Below are 26,600 nucleotides of genomic sequence, written 5' to 3' on the forward strand. Positions count from 1 at the left end.
CCAGACATGAGGAGAAACGTCGTGCCCGGAGAGAACCTGACCCGCAACGAGGCGGGCGTACGGTCCCGGCTGCTGACCGTGCACGGGTACGAGGTGGTCCTGGACGTGCGCGACGCGGCCGGGCCGGCACCCGCCTCCGGGCCCCGTACGTTCCGCTCCACCACCACCATCCGCTTCTCCTGCGCCGAGGAGGGTGCGGACACCTTCGCCGATCTCATCGCCCCGCACGTCCACTCGGTGACGCTGAACGGGGAGTCGCTCAACGTCGACCGCGTCTTCGACGGCACCCGCGTGCGGCTGGACGGTCTGCGCGCGGAGAACGAGCTGATCGTCGACGCCCGCTGCGCCTACAGCCGCACCGGTGAGGGCCTGCACCACTTCACCGACCCCGAGGACGGCGAGACCTACCTCTACACCCAGTACGAGCCGGCCGACGCCCGCCGGGTGTTCGTCAACTTCGAGCAGCCGGACCTCAAGGCGCCCTACGCCTTCACGGTGCTCGCCCCGCGGGAGTGGGTGGTGCTCAGCAACGGCGCCGCCACCGGCGAGTCGGTGCCCCCGGAGGGCGGCGGCACGCGGCACACGTTCGCGACCACCAAGCCCATCTCCACCTACATCACCGCCGTGCTGGCCGGCCCGTACCACCAGGTGCGCGACCACTACTCCCGCACCCTCGCCGACGGCACCACGCTGGAGATCCCGCTCGGCGCGCTGTGCCGCAAGGGGCTCGCCAAGCACTTCGACCCGGACGAGATCTTCGCGACCACGAAGGCCGGTCTGGACTTCTTCCACGACCACTTCGACTTCCCGTACCCCTTCGGGAAGTACGACCAGGCGTTCGTGCCCGAGTACAACCTCGGCGCCATGGAGAACCCGGGCCTGGTGACCTTCCGCGAGGAGTACGTCTTCCGCGGCCGCACCACCCGCGCCGCCTACCAGGCCCGCGCCAACACCCTGCTGCACGAGATGGCCCACATGTGGTTCGGCGATCTCGTCACCATGGAGTGGTGGGACGACCTGTGGCTCAAGGAGTCCTTCGCCGACTTCATGGGCGCCTACGCCTCGCACGGAGCCACCCGCTTCGACGAGGCGTGGATCACCTTCGCCAACCGCCGCAAGGCCTGGGCGTACCGCGCCGACCAGCTGCCCTCCACGCACCCGATCACCGCGGACATCCGCGACCTGCAGGACGCCAAGCTCAACTTCGACGGCATCACCTACGCCAAGGGCGCCTCCGTCCTCAAGCAGCTGGTGGCCTACGCCGGCGAGGACGCGTTCCTGGAGGGCGCGCGGCGCTACTTCAAGCGGCACGCCTACGGCAACACCCGGCTGTCGGACCTGCTGTCGGTGCTCACCGAGACCTCCGGCCGGGACATGGCCGAGTGGGCGCGGGCCTGGCTGCAGACCGCCGGGCTCAACTCCCTCACCCCGCGCCTGCGGCACGACGCGGACGGCCGGATCGCCGAGCTGGCCATCGAGCAGGACGCGCCGCAGGACCACCCCACGCTGCGCCCGCACCGGGTGCAGGTCGGGCTCTACCGGCTGGCGGAGGGCGGGCGGCTCGTACGGTACGCGGCGGCCGGCGTCGATGTGGCCGACGCGCTGACGGTGGTGGACGCGCTGGTGGGCGCGGAGCGGCCCGATCTGGTGCTGGTCAACGACGAGGACCTGACGTACTGCAAAACCCGCTTCGACCCGGCCTCGCTGGAGACCCTGCGCGAGCACCTGGGCGACATCGAGGACCCGCTGGCCCGCGCGCTGTGCTGGTCGGCGCTGTGGAACCTGACCCGCGACGGGCTGCTGCCGGCCGCCGACTTCCTGACGCTGGTGCGCCGGTTCGGCGGCGCCGAGACGCAGATCGGCGTGCTCCAGATGGTGCTCAGCTGGGCCGACTCGGCGCTGGAGTGGTACCTGCCGCGGGCGCGGCGCGCGCAGGCGGCGGCCGAGCTGGCGCGGGCGGCCGGGGAGGAGCTGCGGCGTTCCGAGCCGGGCGGCGACCACCAGCTGGCCTGGGCACGGTTCTTCGCCGGCCGGGCGGACTCCGACGCGGACTTCGCGCTGCTGGAGGGGCTGCTGTCCGGCAAGGAGCGGATCGAGGGCCTGGTCGTCGATCAGGAGCTGCGCTGGACGATGCTGCTGCCGCTGGCCGCGCACGGGCGGATCGGCGAGGCGGAGCTGGCGCGGGAGCTGACGCGTGACGACACCGCCTCGGGCCGCCGCCACCAGGTGCGCTGCCTGGCCGCGCGGCCCTCGGCCGAGGTGAAGGAGGCCGCCTGGGCGGCGGTGGTGGAATCCGACGCGCTGTCCAACGCGCTGGTGGAGGCCACCATCGACGGCTTCGCGCGGCCGGGTCACCGGGAGCTGCTGGCGCCGTTCACCGCCCGCTACTTCGAGGTGATCGAGCGGGTGTGGGAGCAGCGGTCGATCGAGATCGCCATGTCGGTGGTGCGCGGTCTGTTCCCGGGCGCGCAGCAGGACCGGGCGACGCTGGAGGCCACCGACGCGTGGCTGAGTGCCCATCAGGAGGCGGCCCCGGCGCTGCGCCGGCTGGTGCTGGAGCAGCGGGACGATCTGCACCGGGCGCTGCGGGCGCAGGAGGCGCAGGAATCCCGGGAGGCGCACGGAGCGTAATCGGCGCTCCGCTGGCGGATGGACGCCCGCAACGGCCTGAGCCGGGGCGGGCGTTCCCATTTTTTAGGGGTTTTACGACCCTTTTGCGGTGATCCTCGCGCGTAGATACCCCGGGCACGATTTCTTCAATCGTCCATGACAGGAATGCGACAACTATCTTGTAAAGCCATTACATCAAGTGATCATTTACGTATGATGACCGGTCATCCGGTTCCGGAATCCGAACAAGGATGCCCATGTCTCATACTTCTCCCCTGTTCCCCCCTGCCACCGGCAGGAGACGCTCGGCACGGGCCGCCCGGGTGGCGCTCGCCGCCGGGCTGGTGAGCGCGCTGGCCGTCACGGGTGCGCTGCCCGCCTTCGCCGCCGAGAGCGACGCGCTCACCCGTTCGGCCGCTGACAAGCCGATCGACGACAAGTTCGGCACCCATGACGCCACGCTGCTCGCCGAGGCCAAGGCCGCAGGCGAGCCGCACGTCACCCTGATGATCGCCACCGAGCCCGGCCAGACCGACGAGGTCAGCGACGCGCTGGATGCCATCCGGGGTGCCTCCGTCGGCTACACCCTCGACGAGATCGGCTACGTCCGCGCCACCGTGCGCACCGGCGCCGCCGACGAGGCCATCGACGAGGCGCGGGCGCTGTCCTCCGTGTACGCGATCGACCTCAACGAGGAGATCCAGGTACCGGACCCGCTGCCCGACACCGAGCTCGGCCGCGGCCACGGCTCCGGCGGCGGCAACGGAACGTCCTACCAGGCGCCCGACGCCACCACCAAGGCCGCCAACCCGTACCAGCCCTCGCACGAGACGGGCGCCGTCGACTTCGTCAAGCAGAACAAGAAGTACGACGGCCGCGGCATCACCATCGGCGTCCTGGACACCGGTGTCGACCTCGCCCACCCCTCCCTCCAGGAGACCACCACCGGCGAGCGCAAGGTCACCGACTGGGTCACCGCCACCGACCCGATCATCGACAGCGACGGCTCCTGGCGCCCGATGACCACCGCGGTCTCCGGCGAGACCTTCAGCTACAACGGCCGCGACTACAAGGCCCCGGCGGGCGACTACTACGTCTCGATCTTCCGGGAGAACATCGCCGCCGGTGAGCTGGGCGGCGACGTCAACCGCGACGGCCGCACCGACGGCGCCTGGGCCGTGCTGTACGACCCGGCGGCCGGCACCGTGCGGGTGGACCTCAACGACGACGGCGACTTCACCGACGAAGCCGTCATGAAGCCGTACCGCGAGAACCACGACATCGGCTACTTCGGCACCGACAACCCGGACACCGAGATCGCCGAGTCCGTCCCGTTCGTGGTGGAGATCCGCGAGGACGTCCCCATGGACCCCTACGGCGGTGACTGGATCGGGCAGACCCGCGACTTCGTCAACATCGGCATCGTCTCCGGGCGGCACGGCACCCACGTCGCCGGCATCACCGCCGCCAACAGCCTGTTCGGCGGCCAGATGAACGGCGCCGCCCCCGGCGCGCAGATCGTCTCCTCGCGCGCCTGCCGCTTCAACGGCGGCTGCACCGCCACCGCCATGTTCGAGGGCATGATCGACCTCGTCGTCAACCGCGACGTGGACCTCGTCAATGTCTCCATCGGCGGCCTGCCCGCGCTCAACGACGGCAACAACGCCCGCGCCCGGGTGTACAGCGAGCTGATCGACACCTACGACGTCCAGCTGTTCATCTCGGCCGGCAACGACGGCCCGGGTGTCAACACCGTCTCCGACCCCTCGGTCGCCGAGAAGGTCGTCAGCGTCGGCGCCGCCATCTCCAAGGAGACCTGGGCCGCCAACTACGGCTCCGGCGTGACCAAGAAGTACGCCATGCTGCCGTTCTCCTCGGCGGGACCGCGCGCCGACGGCGGCTTCAAGCCCACCATCACCGGGCCCGGCGCCTCCATCAACACCATCCCGACCTGGCAGCCCGGCGCGCCGGTCGCCGAGGCGGGCTACGCGCTGCCGCCCGGCTACGGGATGCTCCAGGGCACCTCGATGTCCTCGCCGCAGGTGGCGGGCGCGGCGGCGCTGCTGCTGTCCGGTGCCAAGCAGCGCGGCATCGAGCTGTCGGCCGCCGACCTGCGCACCGCGCTGACCTCCTCGGCCGACCCCATCTCCGGGGTGCAGGCGCACGAGCAGGGCGCGGGCCTGATGGACACCGTCGCCGCGTGGAAGCTCATCACCAAGGGCGCCACCGCGCACGAGTACACCGTCAAGGCGCCGGTGAGCAGCGATCTGGCCGAGTTCCTGGCCACCCCGGGCTTCGGCACCGGCGTGTACGACCGTGAGAGCGCCCCCAAGGTAGGTGAGCGCAAGACGTACGACATCACCCTCACCCGTACCAGCGGCCCCAACCGCAACGTCCAGCACAAGCTGACCCTGGACAACAACCACGACAAGACCTTCTCGCTGGTCGGCAGCAGCTCCGTCTCGCTGCCGCTCAACAAGCCGGTCACCGTCAAGGTGCAGGCCAAGCCGCGCTCGGCCGGGGCGCACAGCGTGCTGCTGGGTGTGGACGACCGCTCCACCAAGGGCGTGGACCTCCAGGTCCTGAGCACCATCCTGGTGACCGAGCAGCTCGCCGGACCCTCCTACGCGGTGACCAAGACCTCGACGGTGCAGCGCAACGCCAGCACCTCGTACTTCATCAAGGTCCCCGAGGGCACCAAGAGCCTTGAGGTCAAGCTGGACGGTCTGACCGAGGGCAGCCAGACCCGGTGGATCGCCATCACCCCGTGGGGCACGCTGGCGGACAACTCCTCCACCGTCAACTGCTACCCCAACTACACCAACCCCTCGAACACCTGCCGCCCCGACCTGCGGTCGTACGAGAACCCGACCCCGGGCGTGTGGGAGATCGAGGTCGAGGCCCGGCGCACCTCGCCGCACCTCGACAACCCGTACACGATGACCGCGACCGCCCTGGGCACCGTCTTCGAGCCCGGCACGGTCACCGTCGAGGAGGCCACCGTCGGCACCCCGCTCCCCGTGAGCTGGGAGGTCAGCAACACGCTGGCGCCGATCGAGGGCACCCTGTCCGCCGGTGACCTGGGCTCGGTGGCCACCGACCGGCCCACCATCGAGACCGGCGCGTACCAGACCAGCACGGTCGAACTGGCCGCCGGCGTCACCCGCTTCGAGGCCGTCATCGGCGGCACCTCGGACCCGGCCGCCGACCTGGACCTGTACGTGTACCGGGACGGCACGCTGGTCGGCCAGTCGGCCTCCGGCGGCTCCGAGGAGAGCGTGGTCCTGACCAACCCGGCGGCCGGCACGTACACCGTCGAGGTGCACGCGTACGCCATCCCGTCCGGGTCCACCGCCTACGACTACCGCGACGCCTACCTCTCCCCCGAGCTGGGCACGGTGGCCGTGGACGAGGAGCAGGTCATCTCGCTGGCCAGCGGCGCGAGCGCGGAGATCGACGCCGAGGTGACCGTCATCTCGGCCGCCGGTGACGCCTCCGCCGGACGCGAGTTCTTCGGCGAGGTGAAGCTGCTGAACGCCGCCGGAACGGTGACGGGCAGCGGCGGGATCATCATCGAGAAGGTGAGCGGCTCCTGACCTCACCCTGACCCCCACGCGGGGACGGTGAACGGCACCGGGGCGGGCGCGGCGCAGGTCGCGCACCGCCCCGGTGTGCGTGGCCCGTGGAAGGATGACCGGACGGAGTACAGGAGTACACACGTGTACGTGAAGGAGAACTGGTGCCTGGCACGAATCTGACCCGCGAAGAGGCCCAGGAGCGGGCCCGGCTGCTGAGCGTGGAGAGCTACACCATCACGCTCGATCTCTCCGGTGCCCAGGAGGGCGGCACCTTCCGCTCCGAGACGACCGTGCACTTCACGGCGCGCGAGGCCGGGGCGAGCTTCATCGATCTGGTGGCCCCCTCGGTCCGCCATGTGGCGCTCAACGGGGAGGTGCTGCCGGCCTCGGACGTCTTCGCCGACTCCCGGATCGTGCTGCCGCACGTGGCGGAGGGCCACAACGAGCTGGTGGTGGTCGCCGACTGCGCGTACACCAACTCGGGCGAGGGCCTGCACCGGTTCGTGGACCCGGTGGACGAGCAGGCGTACCTGTACACGCAGTTCGAGGTGCCGGACGCGCGGCGGGTGTTCGCCTGCTTCGAGCAGCCCGACCTGAAGGCGTCCTTCCAGTTCACCGTGCGGGCGCCCGAGGGCTGGACGGTCATCTCCAACTCGCCCACCCCGCAGCCCGCCGACAACGTGTGGCGGTTCGAGCCGACCCCGCGCATCTCCAGCTACATCACCGCGCTGATCGTGGGCCCGTACCACTCGGTGCACAGCAGCTGGGACGGGCCCGGGGGGCGTTCGGTGCCGCTGGGCCTGTACTGCCGGCCCTCGCTGGCCGAACACCTCGACGCCGAGGCGATCTTCGCCGTGACCCGGCAGGGCTTCGACTGGTTCGAGGAGAAGTTCGACCACCCGTACCCGTTCGCCAAGTACGACCAGCTGTTCGTGCCGGAGTTCAACGCCGGCGCCATGGAGAACGCGGGCGCGGTCACCATCCGCGACCAGTACGTCTTCCGCTCCAAGGTGACCGACGCGGCCTACGAGATGCGGGCCGAGACCATCCTGCACGAGCTGGCCCACATGTGGTTCGGCGACCTCGTGACCATGGAGTGGTGGAACGACCTGTGGCTGAACGAGTCGTTCGCCACCTACACCTCGATCGCCTGCCAGGCACACGCGCCGGGCAGCCGCTGGCCGCACGCCTGGACCAGCTTCGCGAACTCCATGAAGACCTGGGCGTACCGGCAGGACCAGCTGCCCTCCACCCACCCGATCATGGCCGAGATCCGTGACCTGGACGATGTCCTGGTCAACTTCGACGGCATCACCTACGCCAAGGGCGCCTCCGTCCTCAAGCAGCTGGTGGCGTACGTCGGCATGGACGCGTTCTTCGCGGGCGTGCAGGCGTACTTCAAGCGCCACGCGTGGGGCAACACCCGCCTCACCGACCTGCTCAGCGCGCTGGAGGAGACCAGCGGCCGGGACCTGGGCGCCTGGTCCAAGGCCTGGCTCCAGACGGCCGGCATCAACGTGCTGCGCCCGGAGTTCACGGTGGACGGGGACGGCGCGATCACCTCGTTCGCGGTACGGCAGGAGGCCCCGGCGCTGCCGCCCGGCGCCACCGGCGAGCCGACGCTGCGCCCGCACCGGATCGCCATCGGCCTGTACGAGCTGACCGACGGCGCGCTGGTGCGGCGCGACCGGATCGAGCTGGACGTCGACGGCGAACTGACGGACGTCCCGCAGCTGGTGGGGCAGATGCGCCCGGCGGTCGTGCTGCTCAACGACGACGACCTGTCGTACGCCAAGGTGCGCCTTGACCCGGAGTCGCTGGCCGTGGTGCAGCGGCACCTGGGCGACTTCACCGAGTCGCTGCCGCGCGCGCTGAGCTGGGCCTCGGCGTGGGACATGACCCGCGACGGCGAACTGGCCACCCGCGACTACCTGGCGCTGGTGCTCTCGGGCATCGGCAAGGAGACGGACATCGGCGTGGTGCAGTCCCTGCACCGCCAGGTGTCCATGGCGCTCGACTTCTACGCCGACCCGCAGTGGCGCGAGAGCGGGCTGCTGCGCTGGAGCGAGGCCGCCGAGCGGCACCTGGCGGAGGCGGCGCCCGGCAGCGACCACCAGCTGGCGTGGGCGCGGGCGCTGACCTCGGTGGCCCGCACGGACGGGCAACTGGCCCTGATCGCCGGACTGCTGGACGGCTCGCGGAGCGTGGAGGGGCTCGCCGTGGACACGGAGCTGCGCTGGTCGCTGCTCCAGCGGCTGGCGGCCACCGGGCGCGCGGACGAGAAGGAGATCGCGGCCGAGCTGGAGCGGGACCGCACCTCGGCGGGCGAGCGGCACGCGGCGTACGCGCGGGCGGCCCGGCCGACGCGGGAGGCGAAGGCCGAGGCGTGGGCGCTGGTGGTGGAGAGCGACAAGCTGCCCAACGCCATGCAGGAGGCCGTCATCGGCGGCTTCGTCCAGGCGGACCAGCGCGAGCTGCTGGCCTCGTACACGCCGGAGTACTTCGCGGTGCTCAAGAGCGTGTGGGACTCCCGCAGCCATGAGATGGCGCAGCAGATCGCGGTCGGTCTGTACCCGGGAATCCAGGTGAGCGGGGCGACGCTGACGGAGACGGACGCGTGGCTGGAGGCGGCGAAGCCGTCGCCGGCGCTGCGGCGTCTGGTCACGGAGTCCCGGGCGGGTGTGGAGCGCGCCCTGAACGCCCAGCTCGCCGACAAGGCGGCGGCCGAGGCGCAGGCGTAACGGACGGTAGGGGAACGGGGCCACGGCGCAGGGGCGCCGGACCGCTCGGTCCGGCGCCCCCGTCCGTGGGAGCGGGGTGCGGGTTCGCCGTACGGGCCCGCTACCGCGCGGGAGTCGCACCGGGCGGGCCGCCCGCTCGCCCGGTTCGATCGGCGCCGGGTCCGGGCATGCGAAAACGCGGGCCCCGGGTGCGGGGCCCGCGGAACAACACGACGGATCGCGGTGGCCCGGCCGCGACCGGGCCGGTCCTCGCGGTGCCGCGGCGCCGTTCGCCTCATGCCCCGCTCGCGCCCCGTTCCGGGGCGCTCAGCCGGGCGGCGGCGATCAGCTCTGCTGCTTGGCCGGCTTCTTCTTCTCGCCCAGCACGACCAGCCCGGCGATCACCACGAACAGGGCGATCGGGGCCGCCACGAACAGGCCGAGGGTCTCGATGACGCTCAGGCCGGAGCCCGGGTCGTCGCCGTCCTCGCGCGTCAGGGCCTGGGCGGCCGGGGACGTCATGAGCAGCATCAGCAGCGTGCCGGCCGTGAGGGCTCCTGCGCGCAGGCCGCGCTGGCTCAGTCGCTTCTGCCCACGGGCGTTCTTGTTCGCGTTGACCACGCCCCCCACAGTAACGAACCCCTTCCGCGGCCTTTCCCACGCCCCCGCCGTTTCGTACGGATCAGTGCGGGGTGGCCCCGGTCGGCTCGGAGGTCAGCGGCAGCTCGGCGGCGGCCAGCGGCTGCTCCGAGGTGAGGGGCGCGATGTCCCAGGGGGCCGGCTCGCTGGTGAGCGGCGGGTCCAGGGCACGGGCCGCCGCGTCGGGGTCGGTGAGCTCCGACAGGTCGAGTTCGCCGGTCTCGTCCCAGGGCATGGCCGGCAGCTCGTCGTACGGCACTGTGGGCTCGCCGATGAGGGCGGGCGGATGGGGGGCGACGGCGGGTTTACTGGGTGCGGCCACGGGCCTCACTCCGTTCACGGGCGGTAACGCGGACTTCGGTGCCCTCGTTGCCCTACCCAGTCAACGCCACCCCATCCGTCCTCGCGACCGCAATTACGGGAAAGCGATCGATATCACCCACGGTTGGCGAAAAGATTTGCGGCGCCGCTCCCCTCAGGCGGAGGTCCGTCCCTCGATTCTGGCCAGCGCGTCGTCCGCGCCGTACGGCTGGAGGTACGGCAGCCACCGCGGATCGCGGTGGCCGGTGCCGATGATGCGCCAGGCGAGCCCGGAGGGCGGCCCCGGCTTGTGCCGCAGCCGCCAGCCCAGCTCGGCGACCTGCCGGTCGGCCTTGATGTGGTTGCAGCTGCGGCAGGCGGCGACGACGTTCTCCCAGGCGTGCGCGCCGCCCCGGCTGCGCGGGATCACATGGTCGACGCTGGTGGCCACGGCCCCGCAGTACGCGCACCGGCCGCCGTCGCGGGCGAACAGCGCCCGCCGGGTGAGCGGCACGGAGCCCCGGTAGGGAACCCGGACGAAGCGTTTGAGCCGTACCACGCTGGGTGCCGGTATGGCATGGGTGGCGCTGCGCATCAGGACGTCCGAGTCCTCCAGACTCACCGCCTTGTCGTTCAGCAGCAGAATGAGCGCGCGGCGGATGGGGACGACGCCGAGCGGCTCGTACGAGGCATTGAGAACCAGGACCTGCGGCACGGATGCCCTCCAGTTCCGTCGGCGGCGCGTGGCTCGCGCCGGGACGATCTCCCACAGTGTGTCCCGGCCGCGGGGGAAAGCGCCACCACGAACAGGGAATGCACCGATGGTGTCATTCGCCACACCTGCCCCGTATTGCTCATACTTCTCCCTGCCCCGGGCCGGAACCGGACCGGTGGGGGCCCCTTCCCCGATTACGGTGGACGGGTGAGCAGGGAGAACTGGGAAGCCTGGCTGGGCACGGGCCTGCGCGTCGCGCTGATCGTGGTGATCGCCTTCGTGCTGCGCGCCGTTGTGCGCCGGTCCATCAGCCGGCTCATCAAGCGCATGCACCGCGACGACAAGCGCCGCACCGGCGGCCGGAGCGGCGGCTCGCTGCTGGCCAGCCCCGAACGGCGGATCCAGCGCGCCGCCGCCATCGGCTCCGTGCTGCGCAGCGCCGCCTCGGTCATGGTCCTGGGCACCGCCGCGCTGATGGTCCTGTCCCAGCTGGAGATCGAACTGGGCCCGCTGATCGCCAGCGCCGGCTTCCTCGGCGTGGCGATCGGCTTCGGCGCGCGCAACCTGGTCACCGACGTGCTGAGCGGAATGTTCATGCTGCTGGAGGACCAGTACGGGGTCGGGGACCGGATCGACGCGGGCGAGGCGACCGGGACCGTGGTGGAGATAGGGCTGCGGGTCACCACCCTGCGCGGCGAGAACGGCGAGCTGTGGTACGTGCGCAACGGCGAGATCAAGCGCGTCGCCAACCTCAGCCAGGGCTGGGCCACCGCCCAGCTCGACATCGAGGTCCGCGCGGACGCCGACTACGAGCAGGTGCGCAAGCTGATCACCGGCGCGGGCGAGGAACTGCGGACGGCCGGCAGCCCCTGGGACGAACTGGTGTGGGAACCCCTGGAGGTCCTGGGCCTTGAGTCGGTGACGCTGGACTCCATGGTGGTGAAGGTGCGGGCCCGCACCATGCCCGGCAAGGCCGTGACCGTGGAACGGGAACTGCGGCGCCGCGTCAAGCAGACGCTGGACGAGGCCGGAATCGCGCAGGTGGACGCGGCCGGCGTGACGCTGGAGAAGCTTCGAGCTGCGCCGGGCGCGACGCTCCGTAACACTGAGGGGTGAGGAGCGAAGCGACCTGGGAGGCGATCTCACTATGCGCGCACTGACCTACACGGATTACGGCGACCCTTCGGTGCTGCGGGTGACCGAGCAACCGGAGCCGCACGCGGGGCCCGGCCAAGTCCGGATCGCGGTGCGCGCGGCGGCGGTGAACCCCATCGACTGGAAGATCAGGCGCGGCCTCTTCGACGAGACCTCGCCGCTCGCCTTCCCCGCCATCCCGGGCACGGACGCGGCCGGTGTCGTCGACGAGGTCGGCTCCGGAGTGGCCGGGGTGTCGGTCGGTGACGAGGTCTTCGGCTCCGGACAGAGCGCGTCCGCGCAGTACGCGGTGCTCGACCACTACACGGTCAAGCCGGCGGAGCTCACCTGGGAGCAGGCGTCCGGGCTGCCGGTGACCTCGGAGACCGCGATGCGCGCGCTGCGCCTGCTGGGGGTGACGACGGGGCAGACGCTGCTGATCGAGGGCGCGGCCGGCGGAGTGGGCAGCGCGGCGGCGCAGTTCGCGGTGGCCAACGGCATCACCGTGATCGGCACGGCGAGCGACCGCAACCAGGACTACCTGCGCTCGCTGGGGGTGCTGCCGACGACGTACGGGGCGGGCCTGCGGGAACGGGTGGCACAGCTGGCGCCGCAGGGGGTGGACGCGGTGTTCGACACGGCGGGTTCGGGGTCGCTGCCCGAGCTGATCGAGATCGCGGGCGATCCGGGCCGGGTGGTGAGCATCGCGGACTTCTCCGCGCCGCAGCACGGGGCGCGGGTCACCTCGGCGATGTCGGACGAGCCGGCGTACGACGCGCTGCCGCAGGCCGCCGATCTGGCCCGGGAGGGGCGGTTCACGGTGGCGATCGACTCGGAGTATCCGCTGGACGCGGGCGCGAAGGCGCACGAGCGCAGCGAGGGCGGCCACGTGCGCGGAAAGATCGTGCTCACCGTCTAGACGAGTGAGTCCGATGTGTGTTTTGGCCGCGGCTCAGGCGGAGGGCGTCGGCTGGGTGTGACTCCTGGCCCGGACGCCCTCTTGGCGGCACTCACGCGTCCATCGATGACCCTGTGGTCCTGTTCCCGGATCGCGAGACACGGCATGCCGACGGATCCGCCCGAGCCGGCTCTGCCGGCTGTGCTGACCCGTCCACCGGCACAGACCCATCATCCGTTCGGGGGTCGTTACCGGCAGCACGGTTGCGTTTGCTTCGCCTGTTGCGGATAATTCGAATACGAGGATGGAGGACGCCATGGGGACTGCAGCGGGCAAGAAGCTCGAACCAGGCGTAGTCGACGCGGCCGACGCACAGCGAGCGCTGCGGCGAATCAACGATTACCTCTCACGGACTTCCCGGAGCGACGAAGACGTCCAGGTGCACCTGGAGACCGGAGCCGGCGACGAGGCGCTTGTCCTGCCGCGTCCCGTGGCGGAGATGTTCGCCTCGATGCTGGCAGCCCTGGCCAATGGCCAAGGCATCCAGATCATGCCGGTCGACGCCGAGCTGACGACCCAGCAGGCTGCCGACATGCTCAATGTGTCCCGCCCGTACCTGATCGGGCTCCTTGAATCCGGGGAGATCCGCTTCAGACTTGTGGGCCGCCACCGCCGTATCCGCTTTGCTGATCTACATCAGTACCTGCGTGAGGACGACGCGAGGCGCAAGGAGACAGCCGACGAACTGATGGAACTGGATCAAGATCTGGGGCTGCTCTGACATGGCGTTTGTCGTGATCTACGACGCATGCGCCTTATATCCGAACACACTGCGGGATCTGCTGATCCGCGTCAGCCAGAGAGGCTTCGTCCGCGCGAGATGGACCGAGGCGATCCTGGACGAGGTGGACCGGAATATCGCCTTGAACTACGACATCGCTCCTGAGAACTTGGCACGCCGCAGATCGCTCATGAACCAGGCGGTACGCGATTGTCTGGTCACGGGCTTCGAGCCACTCGTCGAAGGGCTCGAGTTGCCCGACAAGGACGACAGGCATGTGCTGGCCGCGGCCATCCGGGCGAGCGCCCAAGTGATCGTTACGGACAATCGCAAAGACTTCCCGTGCGACTACCTCGCCAAGTGGGACATTGAACGCAGGTCCGCGGACGATTTCATGTTGGATCTCATGGGCCTGGACGATCGCGTCGTGTACGCCTGTGTGCAAGAGATCGCCACTTCCCACCGGCGCCCGCCGCAGACGTTCGACGATGTGCTGGGCCAGTTGGAGAGGTCCGGACTGACCGAGTCCGTGGCCGCCCTGCGCCGTGGACCTGGAGCCGTGAACGGGCAAGGCGCTTACTGAGCCACGGGCAGAGACGGAGCTGCGTCCTCCGCCGCGCGAGGAAGAGACCTGGAAAGAAGCGCCATGCGCTTGCCGGGGCCGTGTCGTGACCTGAGGAGGCCCGAGTCTGGCGGCCGGAGATCCCGGGCCACACAATGGCGCGCATGACGCATTCCGATGTCGAGGCCGAGGTCGAGATCCGCCGCTACCGTCCGGGCGATGCCGCCGACGCCGCGGCCCTGCGGCGGATCTGCGTCCGCACCGGGTACAACGGCGGGGACGCCCGGGGCCATTACCGCGATCCGGGGGTGCTGCCGGCGCTGTTCGCCACCCCGTACGCCGAACTCGCCCCGGAGCTGGTGTTCGTGGCGGACGAGGGGGACGGGCCGATCGGCTACATCGTGGGCGCGGCCGACACCCGGGCGTTCTACCGCGCGTTCCGCGCCACGTGGCTGCCCCGGGTGCGGGACCGCTTCCCGGAGCTGGCCGGGGCGACGGACATGGACGGCGAACTGCGCGGCCTGCTGCACGCGCCGGAGCGGATGATCGACGCCGAGGTGGTGCGAGAGCACCCCGCCCATCTGCACATCGACCTGCTGCCGCGGGGGCAGCGGCGTGGTCTGGGCACCCGGCTGATGACGGCGTACCTCGACGCGCTGCGCGAACGCGGCGTCCCCGGCGTCCATCTGGGCATGAACCCGGCGAACACCGCCGCGCACGCCTTCTACACCCGGCTGGGCTTCGTCACCCTCCGCGAGCCGACCGAGGAGGCCCAGGTGCTGTATCTGGGCCTGCGGCTGTAGGACGGCCGGCGGTGCGGCGTCCCAAGGCGGCCGTCCGGCCGCTCAGGGGTGCCGGGCCCAGGTGAGCAGGGTGACCGCGCGGCCCCGGATCTCCCGGTGCAGCGGCTCGTCCGGCGCCAGGGTGAACCCGGCGGCGCGGGCGACGGCGTTGGAGGCCGCGTTCTCCGGCTCGATCCGCAGGATCACCCGCGGGACGGGCAGCTCGGTCAGGGCGTACTCGGCCAGCAGCCGCACCGCGCGGGCGGCCAGTCCCCGGCCGCGGTGGGCGGGGCCCACGGTGTAGCCCAGTTCGGCCTCGCGTTCGGCGTCCGCGTTGGGGAACAGCACGGCCTCGCCCAGCGGGGTGGTCCCGTCCACGGTGATGGCCAGCTGAACGCGGCGGCCGGCGGGCCGGGAGTCGCGGGCCTTCGCCAGGTAGTCATCGGCGGCGGCCTCGTCGAACGGTGAACGCAGCGGGGTCCACCGGGCGATCTCCGGGTCGTCGAACAGCGCCACCATGGCGGCCCGGTCGGCCGCCGTCCACTCGCGCAGCTGCACGCCGTGGCCCGTCAGCCGCAGCGGGGCCAGGGGCAGCACGTATACGGGTTCCTCGCCGGTCATGCTGGTGATCTTGCCCGGTGATCATCGATCTTGGAAGTGGTCGTTCACATCACGGAAGCCGGCGTGGCGGCCGACCGGGCGGGTACGGACGTACGCGGCGTCTCACACCCCGTACGTGTGCCCGGGCCCCGGCCGGCCGCCACGGCGTGGCGTGTGTCAGCCCACCCGGTCGCGGACCCACACGCCCGCTTCCTTGAGCGGCGCGGTGCCGGAGAACTGACCGGCGGCGCAGGAGCCCTCGCGGAAGACGGCGCCCGAGCGCCAGTCGTCGGAGAAGTTCCAGTTGGCCCAGCTGATGCCCTTGGCGGCCATCAGATCCAGGTAGCGCTGCGACATGGCGAAGTCGTTGGCGCCTTCTCCCGCGTAGTCCTGGGTGCCCCATTCGGTGACGAAGATCGGCAGCCGGTCCGAGGCCCGGTCCAGGACGGAGAGGTAGTGGTCGCGGTGCGAGGCCGCGTAGAAGTGGAAGGTGTACGCGATGTTGTCGGCGTTGACCGGGTTGGCGACGATCTCGTTCTCGTCGGCCCCGTCGGAGACGCCGAGCGAGGACCAGCCACGGGTGCCGACCAGGACGACGGCGTCGGGCGCCCCGGCCCTGACCACCGGGATGACCTCCTCGGCGTAGCTCTTGATGGACTGCCAGCTGACGCCGTTGGGCTCGTTGGCGATCTCGTAGAGCAGGTTGTCCTGGTGGCCGTGGCGGGCGGTGATGTCGGTGAAGAACCGCTTCGCGAGGGCGGTGTTGGCGTTCGGGTCGCCGGGGCTCAGCTGGTGCCAGTCGACGATCACGTACAGCCCGCGCGCGGTGGCCTGGTCGATGACCCGGCTGACGATGTCGGTGAAGCGCTGCGGGTCGGTCGCGTATCCGCCCTCCTGCACATAGGTGGACACCCTCAGCAGCGACGCGCCCCAGTCGTAGGCGAGGGCGTCCAGCGAGCCCTCGGTCAGGCAGTGCTCGAACCACTGGGTGCCGTGGCTGCTCATGCCGCGCAGCTGGACGGGACTGCCGTCCTCGCCGCACAGCCTCAGGCCGCAGATCTCCAGGGCGCCGTGCTGCTGGTACGGGGTGACGGCCTCGGCGCGCCGCGGCTCGTCGGGGGTGTCGCCGCCGGAGGCCGTGGCGGTGGCGGTGCCGCCGCCCAGCCACAGCGCCGCGGCGGCGCCGGTCGCGGTGAGCAGCGCGGCCAGCGAGGCGAGGGCGCGGGTTCCGGGCCGCTTCCGGCGCCGGTGTGCGGCGGGAGCGCCGCTGTCGGTGGTGGGGGTGTGGCTCATGGGACCTCTCGTCTGCCGTGGGGGAGGGATCGAGACCGATGTGAACGTAAGTGCAACCTGACGGGTGGTCAATGCGTGTCAGTTGGGGGACGGTGAAGACAGCCTTAAGGAGGCTTAAGAGCCGACTCCGGCGCACCCGGGGCACCTTCACGGCGCCCGGCGCGGGGCGCAACATCGCGATCGCGACAAGATCCCGGTAAAGACTGTCTGGATCACGGCACACCGGCCATACTTCTGGCCGTGGCCACACACCAGGGGGGAGGGCCCGACGTGAGGCAGCCACCGCACACTCCGGCGCCGCCCGGCCTGCCCCCGGACACCCCGCCGCCACTGCCCGTGGCGCCGGACGTACCGGCCGCACCGCCGCCCGTACCGCCCGCCCCGCCCCGGCCGCCGGGCCGGCCCCGGCTCTCGGACTGGGCGAAGGGGGCACGCTCGCTGCGCACTTCGGCCCGTACCGAGCCGGGCCGGCCCCGGCTCTCGGACTGGGCGAAGGGGGCACGCTCGCTGCGCACTTCGGCCCGTACCGAGCCGGGCCGGCTGCGGATCATCGGGGCCGCCGTCGCCGCCGCGCTGCTGCTGTTCGGCGCGGCCACCGCCTGGCAGATCGGCGACCGCTCGGACGCCGCCGACACCCTCATCAACAGCAGCCAGCCGCTCAGCGCGGAGGCCGCCGACATCTACCGCTCGCTGGCCGACGCCAACACCACGGCGGCCGTGGCCTTCCTGACCGGCAGCGGCTCCGAACCCCAGGTGCGCGAGCGCTACGAGGAGCGCGTCGCCACCGCCGCCGCCCTGCTCACCCGCGCCGCCGCGCACACCGGCAACTCCGAGCAGGCCCAGCAGCTGATCGCCCTGCTCAACGCCGAACTCCCGGTGTACACCGGGCTGGTGGAGACGGCTCGTGCCAACGACCGGCAGGGGCTGCCGCTGGGCGGTGCCTATCTGCGGTACGCCGACAGCCGGATGCAGGAAGTCCTGCTGCCGGCCGCCGAGTCGCTGTACGCGCTGGAGACCGGCCGTTTCCAGGACGACGCCCGGCGGGCGGGCGCCTGGCCCTGGTTCTCCCTGGCCGCCGCCGCGCTCGCGCTCGGCGTGCTGGCCTGGGCCCAGCGGCGGCACTGGCTGCGCACCCACCGGGTGTTCAACCAGGGCCTGCTGGCCGCCACCGGGGCGGCGCTGGTGCTGCTGCTGTGGCTGGTGGGCGCGCACACCTTCGCGAGGGCGGCGCTGGACGAGGCGGATCGCGGCGGGGCGCAGTCGCTCAGCGCGCTCAACGACGCCTGGATCGCGGCCCTCCAGGCCCGGGGCGCCGAGAGCATGACGCTGGTGGCACGGGGTTCGGGCACCGGCTTCGAGGAGAGCTACCAGGAGCGCATGGCCGAACTGGCCGGGCCGCAGGCCGACGACGCGCAGGACGGCGCGCCGCGCGGGCGGCTGGGTGCGGCCTGGCGGCTCGCCGACGACGAGGACGGGCGGGACCCGATCGGGGCGGCCCACGCGGCGGTCGGCGAGTGGCGGGCCCTGCACGAAGAGGCCCGGCAGCGGGAGAACGCCGGGGAGTACCAGGAGGCGGTGGAACTCGTCATCGGCGAGGAATCGACGGGCAGTTCCTTCGACCGGGTCCACGAGGCACTGGAGCGGGCCGTCGCCCACGAGCAGGGCCAGTTCACCCGGGCCGCCGAACGGGCCGCCGCAGCGCAGACCGGACTGCTGGTCGGGTCGCTGGCGCTGGCGGCGCTGGCCGCCACGGGCACCGTGCTCGGCATCAACCGCAGGCTGGCGGAGTACGGGTGATCCGGGGTGAGGGCGGAGGTGCGGCGATGGGAGCGCTGAGGCGGCCGGGCGGTCGCTCGCTGCCGATGGTGGTGGGCGGCATGGCGCTGGCCGGCTGGATGCTGGCCGGCTCGCTGCCCGCCCCCGGCGACGGCGGGCGCCAGGACGCGAAGGACCCGGTGACCGGCGGACACCTGATCCAGGTGGACGACGGCGACGGCGGCGGGAGCGCCCCGGACGGCGACGGCATCGGCTCGCTGGCCGCCCGCGAGACCTGCGACAACGGGATCGACCCGGCCGGCAACAGCTGGTCCCCCTCCCGCGAGGAGGGCGCCGCCGTGCGCCGGATCACCGAGCGCGGCCGGCTGATCGTCGGCGTCGACCAGAACAGCTATCTGTGGGGCTACCGGGCCCCCGACGATCCGCAGACCGTCATCGGCTTCGACATCGACCTGGCCCGCGCGGTCGCCGCCGACCTGCTGGGCGACCCCGAACTGGTCACCCTGCGCCCCATCCCCACCGACCAGCGCATCCCGCTCCTGGAGAACAGGGAGGTGGACATGGTGATCCGCAGCATGTCCATCACGTGCACCCGCTGGGAGTCCGTGGCGTTCTCCGCCCCCTACTTCGACACCGGCCAGCAGCTGCTGGCGCCCCGCTGGTCCACCATCACCGGCTTCGACTCCTCGCTGGCCGGGATGCGGGTGTGCAGCGGCGACGACACCACCGCCCGGGTCCTGCTGGAGAGCGAGCCGCACGGCGCCGCGCTGGTGGAGGCCGGCGGTCATCTGGACTGCCTGGTACGGATCCAGCTGGGCGAGGCCGACGCCCTGATGACGGACGGCGCGCTGGCCGCCGCCCACGCCGCGCAGGACCCCACCATGCGGCTGATCGGCGAGCCCATCAAGGAGGAGTCCTACGGCATCGCGATGAATCCCGGCGACGAGGACCTCGTGCGCCGGGTCAACGCCATACTGGAGGACTACCGGGCCGGCGGCGACGGCAGCGACTGGCGCGTCTCCTACCGGGCCTGGCTCGCCGACTACTTCCCACCGGACCAGTCCCCGGAGCCGGCCGCGCCGCGATACCGGGACTGACCGGTGAACCGTACGCGGACGGGGGAAGGATCAACGAGCGCGCACATGCGGCGACGTCACAGCCAGTACCAGTACCAGAGCCACAGTCACAGCCAGAGGGGAGAGCGATGGCCCCGGATTCCGGTCAACGGGTGCTGAGCCGGGAGGAGGTGGACCGCGCCCTGACGCGGCTCGCCGCCGAGCACGAGGCGATCGAGACGTCCCTGCTGTCCCTCCAGGACCACGCCGGGCGCCGGCTGCTCGAAGGCGCCCAGCTCACCGGGCTCACCCTGGAACGCTGGCGGCACGCCGAGGCCATCGTCTCCGACCTGTGGTCCTGGTTCGAGACCTGCACCGAGACCCTCGCGCGGGCCCGCGAACTGCGGGGCCGCCGCCGCTTCCCCGGCCGCGAGGAACTCACCCGCCTCAGCCACCTGCTGGAGGGCCGCAACCTGGTGATCACCGGCGGCGAGCTGCTGGCCGAACACACCAGCTGGCAGCAGCTGGTGACCCGGATGAACCGCGGCTACGGCGAGGTACTGGGCGTGGTCGCCGCCGCCGACGCCGTGTGGTCCGCGCTGCCGGCCCGGATAGACCTGCTCTCCGCCGAACTGCGCCGGGTCAGCGAACTGGCCCACTCCGCCGGCGTACGCCCCGGCACCCACCCCTCCGGCGACGACCTGGAGCGGGTCACCGCCGAACTGACCGCGCTGCGCGCCGAGGTCATCACCGACCCGCTCGCCTTCTGGCTGCCCGAGGGCGGCTCCGGCGCGGTCGCGGGCGGACGCCCCGACACCACCCGCTACGACAGGGCCGCCCGCACCCTGGACGACATCCGCCGCGAGGTCGACGCCGTCTTCGGCGTGCGCAAGGACGCCGAGGCCCGGCTGGTGGGGCTGCGCGACGTGCTCTCGCGCGCCGACCGCACCCTGGCCGAGGCCCGCGCCGCCCGCGTCGAGGTGCTGTCCAAGATCGCCGCCAGTGAGGTCCCCGCCGTCAGCGGGCCGCCCGTCGTCCTCCAGCAACAGCTGGCCACCGCCGGGGAGTACCGGCGCCGCGCCCAGTGGCACCGGCTCTCCCCGCTGCTGGACGCGCTGGAGGTACGCGCCGAGGAGGAGCTGGAACGCGCCCGTTCCTCCCTGTCGGCCGTCACCGCCCCGCTCGCGATACGCGCCGAACTGCGCGGCCGTCTCGACGCCTACCGCGCCAAGGCCGTCCGGCTCGGCAAGAACGACGACCCCCTGCTGTCCGAACGCTACGACGCCGCCCGCCGCCTGCTGTGGACCGCGCCGTGCGATCTGCGCGCCGCCGAGAGCGCGGTGCAGCGCTACCAGGACGCGGCGGCCGAAGTGCTGACAGGGCGGAGCGAGCCATGAGCGAGAGCGGACCCCTGTCCGTACCGTGCCAGCGGCCCGGCTGCGCCGGCCACTACGAGGACGTCGGCGACGGACAGCTCTACTGCGACCTGTGCGGGCTCGCCCCCGTCGTCTCGGCGCGCGGCGACATCGGCGGCGTGGGCACCGGCCTGACCCACGCGCCGCGGCGCGGCGAGGTACCCTCCCAGCGCTCGGCGCCCGCCTCGGTGCCATCGGCCGCCTCCGAACGGTCGCTGCCCAGCTCGCGGCTGTCGCACCGCTCGGTCTCCGGCGCGCTCTCCCGCTCCCTGTCGGGGCCGATGTCGGAGCGCCCGGTCTCCGTGCGCAGTTCCCGCGCCAGCGCCTCCCGCCACCGCTCCCGGCTGGGCGCCGGCCTGGTGACCATCCCCGCCGTGCCCCGCCCCGAACCGCTGGACCAGGTGCTGGCGGACCCCGAGGTGCCCGAGCGAAAACGGTTCTGCGGCAACAGCGACTGCGGCGAGCGGGTGGGCCGTACCCGCGGCGAGCGCGCCGGGCGCAGCGAGGGGTACTGCACCCGCTGCGGCCACCCGTACTCCTTCGTGCCCAAGCTGCGCCCCGGCGACCTGGTGCACGACCAGTACGAGATCGCCGGCTGCCTGGCGCACGGCGGGCTCGGCTGGATCTATCTGGCCAAGGACACCCGCGTCAGCCACCGCTGGGTGGTCCTCAAGGGCCTGCTGGACACCGGCGACGAGGACGCCATGGAGGTGGCGATCTCCGAACGGCGCTTCCTCGCCGAGATCGAGCACTCCACGATCGTGCGGATCTACAACTTCGTCGAGCATCTGGACCGCCGCACCGGCAGCCTCGACGGCTACATCGTCATGGAGTACGTGGGCGGCCGGTCGCTGAAGGAGATCGCCAACACCAGGCGCAGCGCGGACGGGCGGCGCGATCCGCTGCCGGTGGAGCAGGCGTGCGCGTACGGCATCGAGGCGCTCGACGCGCTGGGGCATCTGCACAGCCGCCAACTGCTGTACTGCGACTTCAAGGTCGACAACGCGATCCAGCAGAACGACCAGCTGAAGCTGATCGACATGGGCGCGGTGCGGCGGATGGACGACCACGAGAGCGCGATCTACGGCACCGTCGGCTACCAGGCGCCCGAAGTCGCTGAGGTGGGCCCGTCCGTGGCCTCCGACCTGTACACGGTGGCGCGCACGCTGGCCGTGCTGACCTTCGACTTCCAGGGCTACACCACGATCTTCGCGGACAGCCTGCCGGAGCCGGAGCATGTGGAGGTCTTCCGGCGGTACGAGTCGTTCTACCGGCTGCTGGTACGGGCCACCGACCCGGACCCGGAGCGGCGGTTCGCGTCCGCGCAGCAGATGTCCGAGCAGCTGACGGGGGTGCTGCGGGAGGTGGTGGCGCTCCAGTCGGGGCAGCCGCAGCCCGCGCTGTCGCAGCTGTTCGGCCCCGAACTGCGGGTGCCGGACACCGAGCTGCTGCCGGGCCTCGGCCGTGACGTGTCGGCGCTGGGCGCGCGGCGGCGGGTACGCGGCCGGGCGGCGCGGACCGCGGCGGCGTCGGCGCTCCCGCCGGCCGCCGGCCCGTTGACCACGCCGGTGGACATCGAGGCGGCGGCCCTGGCGCTGCCCGTTCCCAAGGTGGACCCGGAGGACCCCAACGCGGGCTTTCTGTCCGGGCTGATGGCCGGCGCGCCCGCCGACCTGCTGACCGCGCTGAGCGCCGCCCCGGTGGACTCGGTCGAACGGCGGCTGCGCGAACTGCGGGCCCTGCTGGAACTGCCGGACGGGCGGGGGCGGGAGAGCGCGCGCTGGCTGCTGTCCGCGCTGGAGGACGAGTGCGGCGACGACTGGCGGGTGGTGTGGTACCAGGGCGTGGCCGCCCTGGCGACCGGCGACCTGGGCACGGCGGCGCTGTCCTTCGACGCGGTGTACGACGCGTTCCCGGGCGAGGTGGCCCCGAAGCTGGCGCTCGCGGTCTGCGCGGAGGCGCTGGGCCAGCAGGACAACGCGGCCGACTACTACGAACTGGTGTGGCGGACCGATCCCAGCCATGTGAGCGCCAGTTTCGGTCTGGCCCGGGTACGGCTGGCCACCGGCGACCGGGAGGGGGCGGTGGCCGCGCTGGAGTCGGTGCCGGACACCTCCGCCCACCACATCGCGGCCCGGGTGGCGGCGGTCCGCGCGAGGCTGCGGCACCGCTCACCGGCCGAGCCGCTGCTGCCGGACCTGCTGGCGGCGGGCCGGCAGGTCGAGACGCTGCTCGCAGGGGGACTGGAACCAGCACTGGGCGAACAACTGTCCTGTGAGGTGCTGGGGTCTGCGCTGGACTGGCTGCTATCCGGCCATTCCGGACAGAATGGGCGGCTCCTGGGTGCGCCGCTGGAGGAGACGGGCATCAGACTGGGTCTGGAACGCTCCTACCGGCGGCTCGCGCAGTGGGCGCCGGACAGTAGTGAACGGATTGAACTGGTGGAGGCGGCCAACCGCTTCCGCCCTAGGACATGGGTGTGACGATGCCGCAGCTCGACCAACTCTCCGCCTGCCCCGGCTGCGGGGAGCCGCTGGAAGCCGACGACGAGTTCTGCGGCAGCTGCGGCAAACACCTGCGCACCACGGCCCCGACGGGCGCGAAGGGCCCGGCGGCCCCCGCTCCCCCGCCCCCGCCCATGACCGCGCGGCGCCCCGCGTCCCCCACGGCACCGGGCGGGACACCGCCCGCACCGGCAGGCACCGCACCCCAGGCAGGCCCCGCGACTCCCCCCGGATCCGCGCCCGGCGCCCCGGCGGACCCACGCCCCGCCACGACGGGCACCCCCCACACCGGGCGCCCCGCACCGGCGCAGCAGGGAACGGCCGCACCCCGCACCGGCCCGGCCGCGCCCGGCCAACCTGCCGCTACCGGCAGCGGGCCCGGCGCACCGGCGGCACACGGCGCGGCCCAGCCGGGCCCGAACGCACTCGGCGCGGGCACCGGCAGCGCCACCTCGGCCGCCGGGCAGCAGCCGGGCGCCACCGGCCCTCACCCCGGCACACCCACCGCGCCTCCGGCTCCGGCAGCGCGGCAACCCGGCACCCGGGCATCGCAGGGCACAACAGCCGCGACCCCGGCACCGGCACCGGCACCGCAGGGCGCGAATCCTGCCGCGCCCAACCCGTCCCGGCCCGCTGCCGCCAGCCCGGCCCAGGCCCCGGCCCCGGCCCCGGCCCCCGCAGCGCAGGCCAAGGGCTCCGCCCCGGCCAACTCCCCGTCGTCGGCCGCCAAACCGGCCTCCGCGCCGGCCGTACCCGCCGCCGCACCGCAGCAGCCCCACGCGCCCGCCGCCCCCGCGCCGCAGGACACGGGTTCCGGACGGCCGGCGGGCCAGCCGGCCGGTGCGGCCGACGGGTATACGCCCACCGAGCCCGACTTCACCCTGCCGCCGCCGCAGCCCGCGTCCGGCGGGCCTCGCATTCCCTCGCTCGACCCCCGGGCCACCGCGGCCGCCGCCACGCCCCCGCCGGCCCAAACCCCTGCGCCCGCACCCGCCGACCCGCGCGCCGCCGCGGACCCGCGCACGCGCGACTCCCGGCCGCCCACCCGCGAGACGAACCCCGTCCTGTGCGCCGTCTGCGGCACCGGCCGCGTCGACGGCGACGGCTACTGCGCCGACTGCGGCCGCGCGCAGCCCGGGCAGCGCGATCATGTCGAGCGCGCGCTCGGTGGCGTCGCGGCCGTCAGTGACCTAGGGCTGCGGCACCACCGCAACGAGGACTCGTTCACCGTCTCGGCGACCGCCCTCGCCGACGGTTCGCCCGCCGTCATCGCCATCGTCTGCGACGGCGTGTCCTCCTCTTCCCGCCCCCACGAGGCGTCCGCCGCCGCCTCCGAGGCGGCGGCGGAGTCGCTGCTCGCCTCGCTCCCGCGCGGCGTCTCGGGCCAGCAGGCCATGCACGACGCCGTCCTGTCCGCCGCCCGCGCCGTCGCCGATCTCGCCGACCCCGCCGCCGAGCCGGGTCAGAACGCCCCGGCCTGCACCCTGGTGGGCGCCGTCACCGCCGGCGGCATCCTCACCGTGGGGTGGGTCGGCGACAGCCGCGCCTACTGGATTCCGGCCGAGCCCGGCGCCGCTCCCGCCCGGCTCACCGAGGACGACTCGTGGGCGGCGCAGATGGTCGCGGCCGGCCTGCTCAGCGAGGCCGAGGCGATGGCGGATCACCGCGCGCACGCCATCACCGCCTGGCTGGGCGCCGACGCCGTCGAGGTCGAGCCGCACACCGCGTCGTTCAAGCCGGACCGTCCCGGCGTGGTGATCGTGTGCACGGACGGCCTGTGGAACTACGCCGAGTCCGCCGAGCGGCTCGCGCACCTGGTGCCCGCCACGGCCCGCGAGACACCGCTGCCGACCGCGCAGCACCTGGTGCGGCACGCCCTGGAGTCGGGCGGCCACGACAATGTCACGGTCGCGGTCATCCCCTTCCCGGTGGCGGAAGCGGCCGGATGAGTACAGAGCCGGTCTTCGGCGTCGACGTCTACCAGAACGAGTTCCTGCACCAGGGCGCCGACGAGGTGCACGCCATCGTCACGGTCTCCGCCACCGGCGGCGACCGGGCGGGCGAGGCCGCGGTCGTCATCATGGTGGACTGTTCCGGCTCGATGAACTACCCGCCGTCCAAGATGGACGGCGCCCGCCGGGCCACCGAGGCGGCCATCGACACGCTGCGCGACGGCACGGCCTTCGCCGTCGTCGCCGGCACCCACCGGGCCCGGGAGGTCTTCCCGGGCACGGGCCGGCTGGCCGTGGCGGACGCCGCCACCCGCCGCGCGGCCAAGGCGTCCCTGGGGGGTTTGACCGCCACCGGCGGCACCGCCATCAGTACGTGGCTGCTGCTCGCCGAACGCCTGCTGGCCACCTCCACCGCCCCGATCCGGCACGGCCTGCTGCTGACCGACGGGCGCAACGAGCACGAGGAGCCGGAGCGGCTGCGCGAGGCCCTCGCCCGGTGCGCGGGCCACTTCACCTGTGACGCCCGTGGTGTGGGGACGGACTGGGAGGTCAAGGAGGTCACCCAGATCGCCGGGGCGCTGCTGGGCTCCGCCGACATCGTCGCCGAACCGACCGGTCTGACGGCCGACTTCACCGCGATGATGGAGTCCGTCATGGGCAAGGAGATCGGCGATGTCAGCCTGCGGCTGTGGACGCCGCTGGGGGCGGGCGTCCGCTTCGTGAAGCAGGTGGCGCCGGCCGTCGCCGATCTCACCGGCCGCCGTACGGAGGCGCCGCCGCGCGCCGGCGACTACCCGACCGGTGCGTGGGGCGCGGAGTCCCGCGACTATCACCTCGCTCTCCATGTCCCGCCGTGCGACGTGGGGCAGGAGATGCTGGCGGCCCGGGTGTCGCTGGTGCGGGCCGGTGGCGAGCCCGTCGCGGCCCGGCCGGGGCTGATCCGCGCGGTGTGGACTTCCGACATGGCGGCCGCCACCGCCCTCAATCCGCAGGTCGCCCACTACACCGGGCAGGAGGAGTTGGCCTCGGTCATCCAGCAGGGCATTGACCTGCGCAAGCGCGGTGACGCGCGCGGCGCGACGGCCAAACTGGGCCGCGCCGTCCAGTTGGCGCACAGCTCGGGGAATGAACAGACCTCACAACTGCTGGCAAAGGTGGTGGACGTGGAGGATGCGGCGAGAGGTACTGTTCGACTGAAGGCGAAAGTCGCCGAGGCCGACGAGATGACCCTGGAGACGAGGTCGACGAAGACGGTCCGGGTAAAGAAGTAGTCGACATGAGACGAA

At 72.5% G+C, this 26,600-nt stretch carries 19 protein-coding genes; 14 read left to right on the forward strand and 5 right to left on the reverse strand.

The annotated features are described in order from the left end of the window. Window positions 1-21: 21 nt before the first annotated feature. The 3 genes from pepN (SXIM_RS07860) (at window position 22) to pepN (SXIM_RS07870) (ending at window position 8,929) form a co-directional block, all read left to right on the forward strand. Window positions 22-2,631: an aminopeptidase N gene (gene pepN, locus SXIM_RS07860; protein ID WP_046723415.1), complete on the forward strand. Its 2,610-nt coding sequence runs from the start codon at window positions 22-24 to the stop codon at window positions 2,629-2,631. Window positions 2,632-2,867: 236 nt separating this feature from the next. Then, on the forward strand, window positions 2,868-6,206 hold the full coding sequence (locus tag SXIM_RS07865) for a S8 family serine peptidase (RefSeq protein ID WP_030725508.1): 3,339 nt from the start codon (window positions 2,868-2,870) through the stop codon (window positions 6,204-6,206). A gap of 143 nt (window positions 6,207-6,349) precedes the next feature. After that, on the forward strand, window positions 6,350-8,929 hold the full coding sequence (gene pepN / locus SXIM_RS07870) for an aminopeptidase N (protein WP_046723416.1): 2,580 nt from the start codon (window positions 6,350-6,352) through the stop codon (window positions 8,927-8,929). A 324-nt stretch (window positions 8,930-9,253) separates the two neighbouring features. Here the strand turns inward: pepN (SXIM_RS07870) and SXIM_RS07875 are convergent, their stop codons facing one another. From SXIM_RS07875 to SXIM_RS07885, 3 genes are all read right to left on the reverse strand, one after another. After that, window positions 9,254-9,439: a hypothetical protein gene (locus tag SXIM_RS07875; RefSeq protein ID WP_046725514.1), complete on the reverse strand. Its 186-nt coding sequence runs from the start codon at window positions 9,437-9,439 to the stop codon at window positions 9,254-9,256. A 151-nt stretch (window positions 9,440-9,590) separates the two neighbouring features. Then, window positions 9,591-9,869 (reverse strand): hypothetical protein, encoded by a 279-nt coding sequence (locus SXIM_RS07880; RefSeq protein WP_234306716.1) that lies wholly within the window; start codon window positions 9,867-9,869, stop codon window positions 9,591-9,593. A 153-nt stretch (window positions 9,870-10,022) separates the two neighbouring features. Continuing rightward, window positions 10,023-10,562 (reverse strand): HNH endonuclease, encoded by a 540-nt coding sequence (locus SXIM_RS07885; RefSeq protein ID WP_030725505.1) that lies wholly within the window; start codon window positions 10,560-10,562, stop codon window positions 10,023-10,025. Between the two features lie 207 nt (window positions 10,563-10,769). Between SXIM_RS07885 and SXIM_RS07890 the strand changes: the two genes are divergently transcribed. The 5 genes from SXIM_RS07890 to SXIM_RS07910 all read left to right on the forward strand — a co-directional run bounded on the left by SXIM_RS07890 (window position 10,770) and on the right by SXIM_RS07910 (window position 14,740). Then, complete coding sequence (locus tag SXIM_RS07890; RefSeq protein WP_052384965.1) at window positions 10,770-11,678, forward strand: mechanosensitive ion channel family protein; 909 nt, start codon at window positions 10,770-10,772, stop codon at window positions 11,676-11,678. A 31-nt stretch (window positions 11,679-11,709) separates the two neighbouring features. Next, window positions 11,710-12,615, forward strand: a complete 906-nt coding sequence (locus tag SXIM_RS07895) for an NADP-dependent oxidoreductase (RefSeq protein WP_030725502.1) — start codon at window positions 11,710-11,712, stop codon at window positions 12,613-12,615. 295 nt (window positions 12,616-12,910) lie between these two features. Next, window positions 12,911-13,375: a helix-turn-helix domain-containing protein gene (locus SXIM_RS07900; RefSeq protein WP_046725516.1), complete on the forward strand. Its 465-nt coding sequence runs from the start codon at window positions 12,911-12,913 to the stop codon at window positions 13,373-13,375. Window positions 13,376-13,388: 13 nt separating this feature from the next. Beyond that, a complete protein-coding gene (locus tag SXIM_RS07905; protein WP_246156853.1) occupies window positions 13,389-13,958 on the forward strand; it encodes a PIN domain-containing protein in 570 nt (189 codons plus the stop codon). A gap of 143 nt (window positions 13,959-14,101) precedes the next feature. Then, complete coding sequence (locus SXIM_RS07910) at window positions 14,102-14,740, forward strand: GNAT family N-acetyltransferase (protein ID WP_030725496.1); 639 nt, start codon at window positions 14,102-14,104, stop codon at window positions 14,738-14,740. A 42-nt stretch (window positions 14,741-14,782) separates the two neighbouring features. On the opposite strand, the gene SXIM_RS07915 is transcribed toward SXIM_RS07910, so the two are convergent. Then, window positions 14,783-15,340, reverse strand: a complete 558-nt coding sequence (locus SXIM_RS07915; RefSeq protein WP_046723420.1) for a GNAT family N-acetyltransferase — start codon at window positions 15,338-15,340, stop codon at window positions 14,783-14,785. Window positions 15,341-15,496: 156 nt separating this feature from the next. Continuing rightward, window positions 15,497-16,612 carry a glycoside hydrolase family 5 protein gene (locus tag SXIM_RS07920; protein ID WP_046723421.1) on the reverse strand — a complete coding sequence of 372 codons (1,116 nt, stop codon included), beginning with the start codon at window positions 16,610-16,612 and terminating at the stop codon, window positions 15,497-15,499. A gap of 270 nt (window positions 16,613-16,882) precedes the next feature. On the opposite strand from SXIM_RS07920, the gene SXIM_RS07925 reads away from it, so the two are divergent. The 6 genes from SXIM_RS07925 to SXIM_RS07950 all read left to right on the forward strand — a co-directional run bounded on the left by SXIM_RS07925 (window position 16,883) and on the right by SXIM_RS07950 (window position 26,585). After that, window positions 16,883-18,409, forward strand: a complete 1,527-nt coding sequence (locus SXIM_RS07925) for a hypothetical protein (protein ID WP_246156854.1) — start codon at window positions 16,883-16,885, stop codon at window positions 18,407-18,409. A 26-nt stretch (window positions 18,410-18,435) separates the two neighbouring features. After that, window positions 18,436-19,485 carry a glutamate ABC transporter substrate-binding protein gene (locus SXIM_RS07930; RefSeq protein ID WP_078846867.1) on the forward strand — a complete coding sequence of 350 codons (1,050 nt, stop codon included), beginning with the start codon at window positions 18,436-18,438 and terminating at the stop codon, window positions 19,483-19,485. Between the two features lie 107 nt (window positions 19,486-19,592). Beyond that, window positions 19,593-20,840 (forward strand): hypothetical protein, encoded by a 1,248-nt coding sequence (locus SXIM_RS07935; protein WP_046723422.1) that lies wholly within the window; start codon window positions 19,593-19,595, stop codon window positions 20,838-20,840. Continuing rightward, window positions 20,837-23,341 carry a serine/threonine-protein kinase gene (locus SXIM_RS07940; RefSeq protein ID WP_046723424.1) on the forward strand — a complete coding sequence of 835 codons (2,505 nt, stop codon included), beginning with the start codon at window positions 20,837-20,839 and terminating at the stop codon, window positions 23,339-23,341. Before SXIM_RS07935 ends, SXIM_RS07940 begins: the two co-directional genes overlap by 4 nt. After that, window positions 23,332-25,311, forward strand: coding sequence for a PP2C family protein-serine/threonine phosphatase (locus tag SXIM_RS27970; RefSeq protein WP_425473456.1), 1,980 nt, complete (start codon window positions 23,332-23,334; stop codon window positions 25,309-25,311). The genes SXIM_RS07940 and SXIM_RS27970 overlap by 10 nt, the downstream gene beginning before the upstream one ends. Next, window positions 25,308-26,585 (forward strand): vWA domain-containing protein, encoded by a 1,278-nt coding sequence (locus tag SXIM_RS07950; RefSeq protein ID WP_046723426.1) that lies wholly within the window; start codon window positions 25,308-25,310, stop codon window positions 26,583-26,585. The genes SXIM_RS27970 and SXIM_RS07950 overlap by 4 nt, the downstream gene beginning before the upstream one ends. The last annotated feature ends 15 nt before the right edge of the window (window positions 26,586-26,600 follow it).

The sequence above is a fragment of the Streptomyces xiamenensis genome (assembly GCF_000993785.3).
GTDB classification, from domain to species: Bacteria; Actinomycetota; Actinomycetes; order Streptomycetales; family Streptomycetaceae; genus Streptomyces; species Streptomyces xiamenensis.

Coding starts and splice junctions, on each gene's coding strand:
- SXIM_RS07875 (WP_046725514.1), bottom strand. CDS start 9,439: ATGCTGCTCATGACGTCCCCGGCCGCCCAGGCCCTGACGCGCGAGGAC.
- SXIM_RS07935 (WP_046723422.1), top strand. CDS start 19,593: ATGGCCCCGGATTCCGGTCAACGGGTGCTGAGCCGGGAGGAGGTGGAC.
- SXIM_RS07900 (WP_046725516.1), top strand. CDS start 12,911: ATGGGGACTGCAGCGGGCAAGAAGCTCGAACCAGGCGTAGTCGACGCG.
- SXIM_RS07940 (WP_046723424.1), top strand. CDS start 20,837: ATGAGCGAGAGCGGACCCCTGTCCGTACCGTGCCAGCGGCCCGGCTGC.
- SXIM_RS07950 (WP_046723426.1), top strand. CDS start 25,308: ATGAGTACAGAGCCGGTCTTCGGCGTCGACGTCTACCAGAACGAGTTC.
- SXIM_RS07930 (WP_078846867.1), top strand. CDS start 18,436: ATGGGAGCGCTGAGGCGGCCGGGCGGTCGCTCGCTGCCGATGGTGGTG.
- SXIM_RS07865 (WP_030725508.1), top strand. CDS start 2,868: ATGTCTCATACTTCTCCCCTGTTCCCCCCTGCCACCGGCAGGAGACGC.
- SXIM_RS27970 (WP_425473456.1), top strand. CDS start 23,332: ATGGGTGTGACGATGCCGCAGCTCGACCAACTCTCCGCCTGCCCCGGC.
- SXIM_RS07915 (WP_046723420.1), bottom strand. CDS start 15,340: ATGACCGGCGAGGAACCCGTATACGTGCTGCCCCTGGCCCCGCTGCGG.
- SXIM_RS07895 (WP_030725502.1), top strand. CDS start 11,710: ATGCGCGCACTGACCTACACGGATTACGGCGACCCTTCGGTGCTGCGG.
- SXIM_RS07920 (WP_046723421.1), bottom strand. CDS start 16,612: ATGAGCCACACCCCCACCACCGACAGCGGCGCTCCCGCCGCACACCGG.
- SXIM_RS07910 (WP_030725496.1), top strand. CDS start 14,102: ATGACGCATTCCGATGTCGAGGCCGAGGTCGAGATCCGCCGCTACCGT.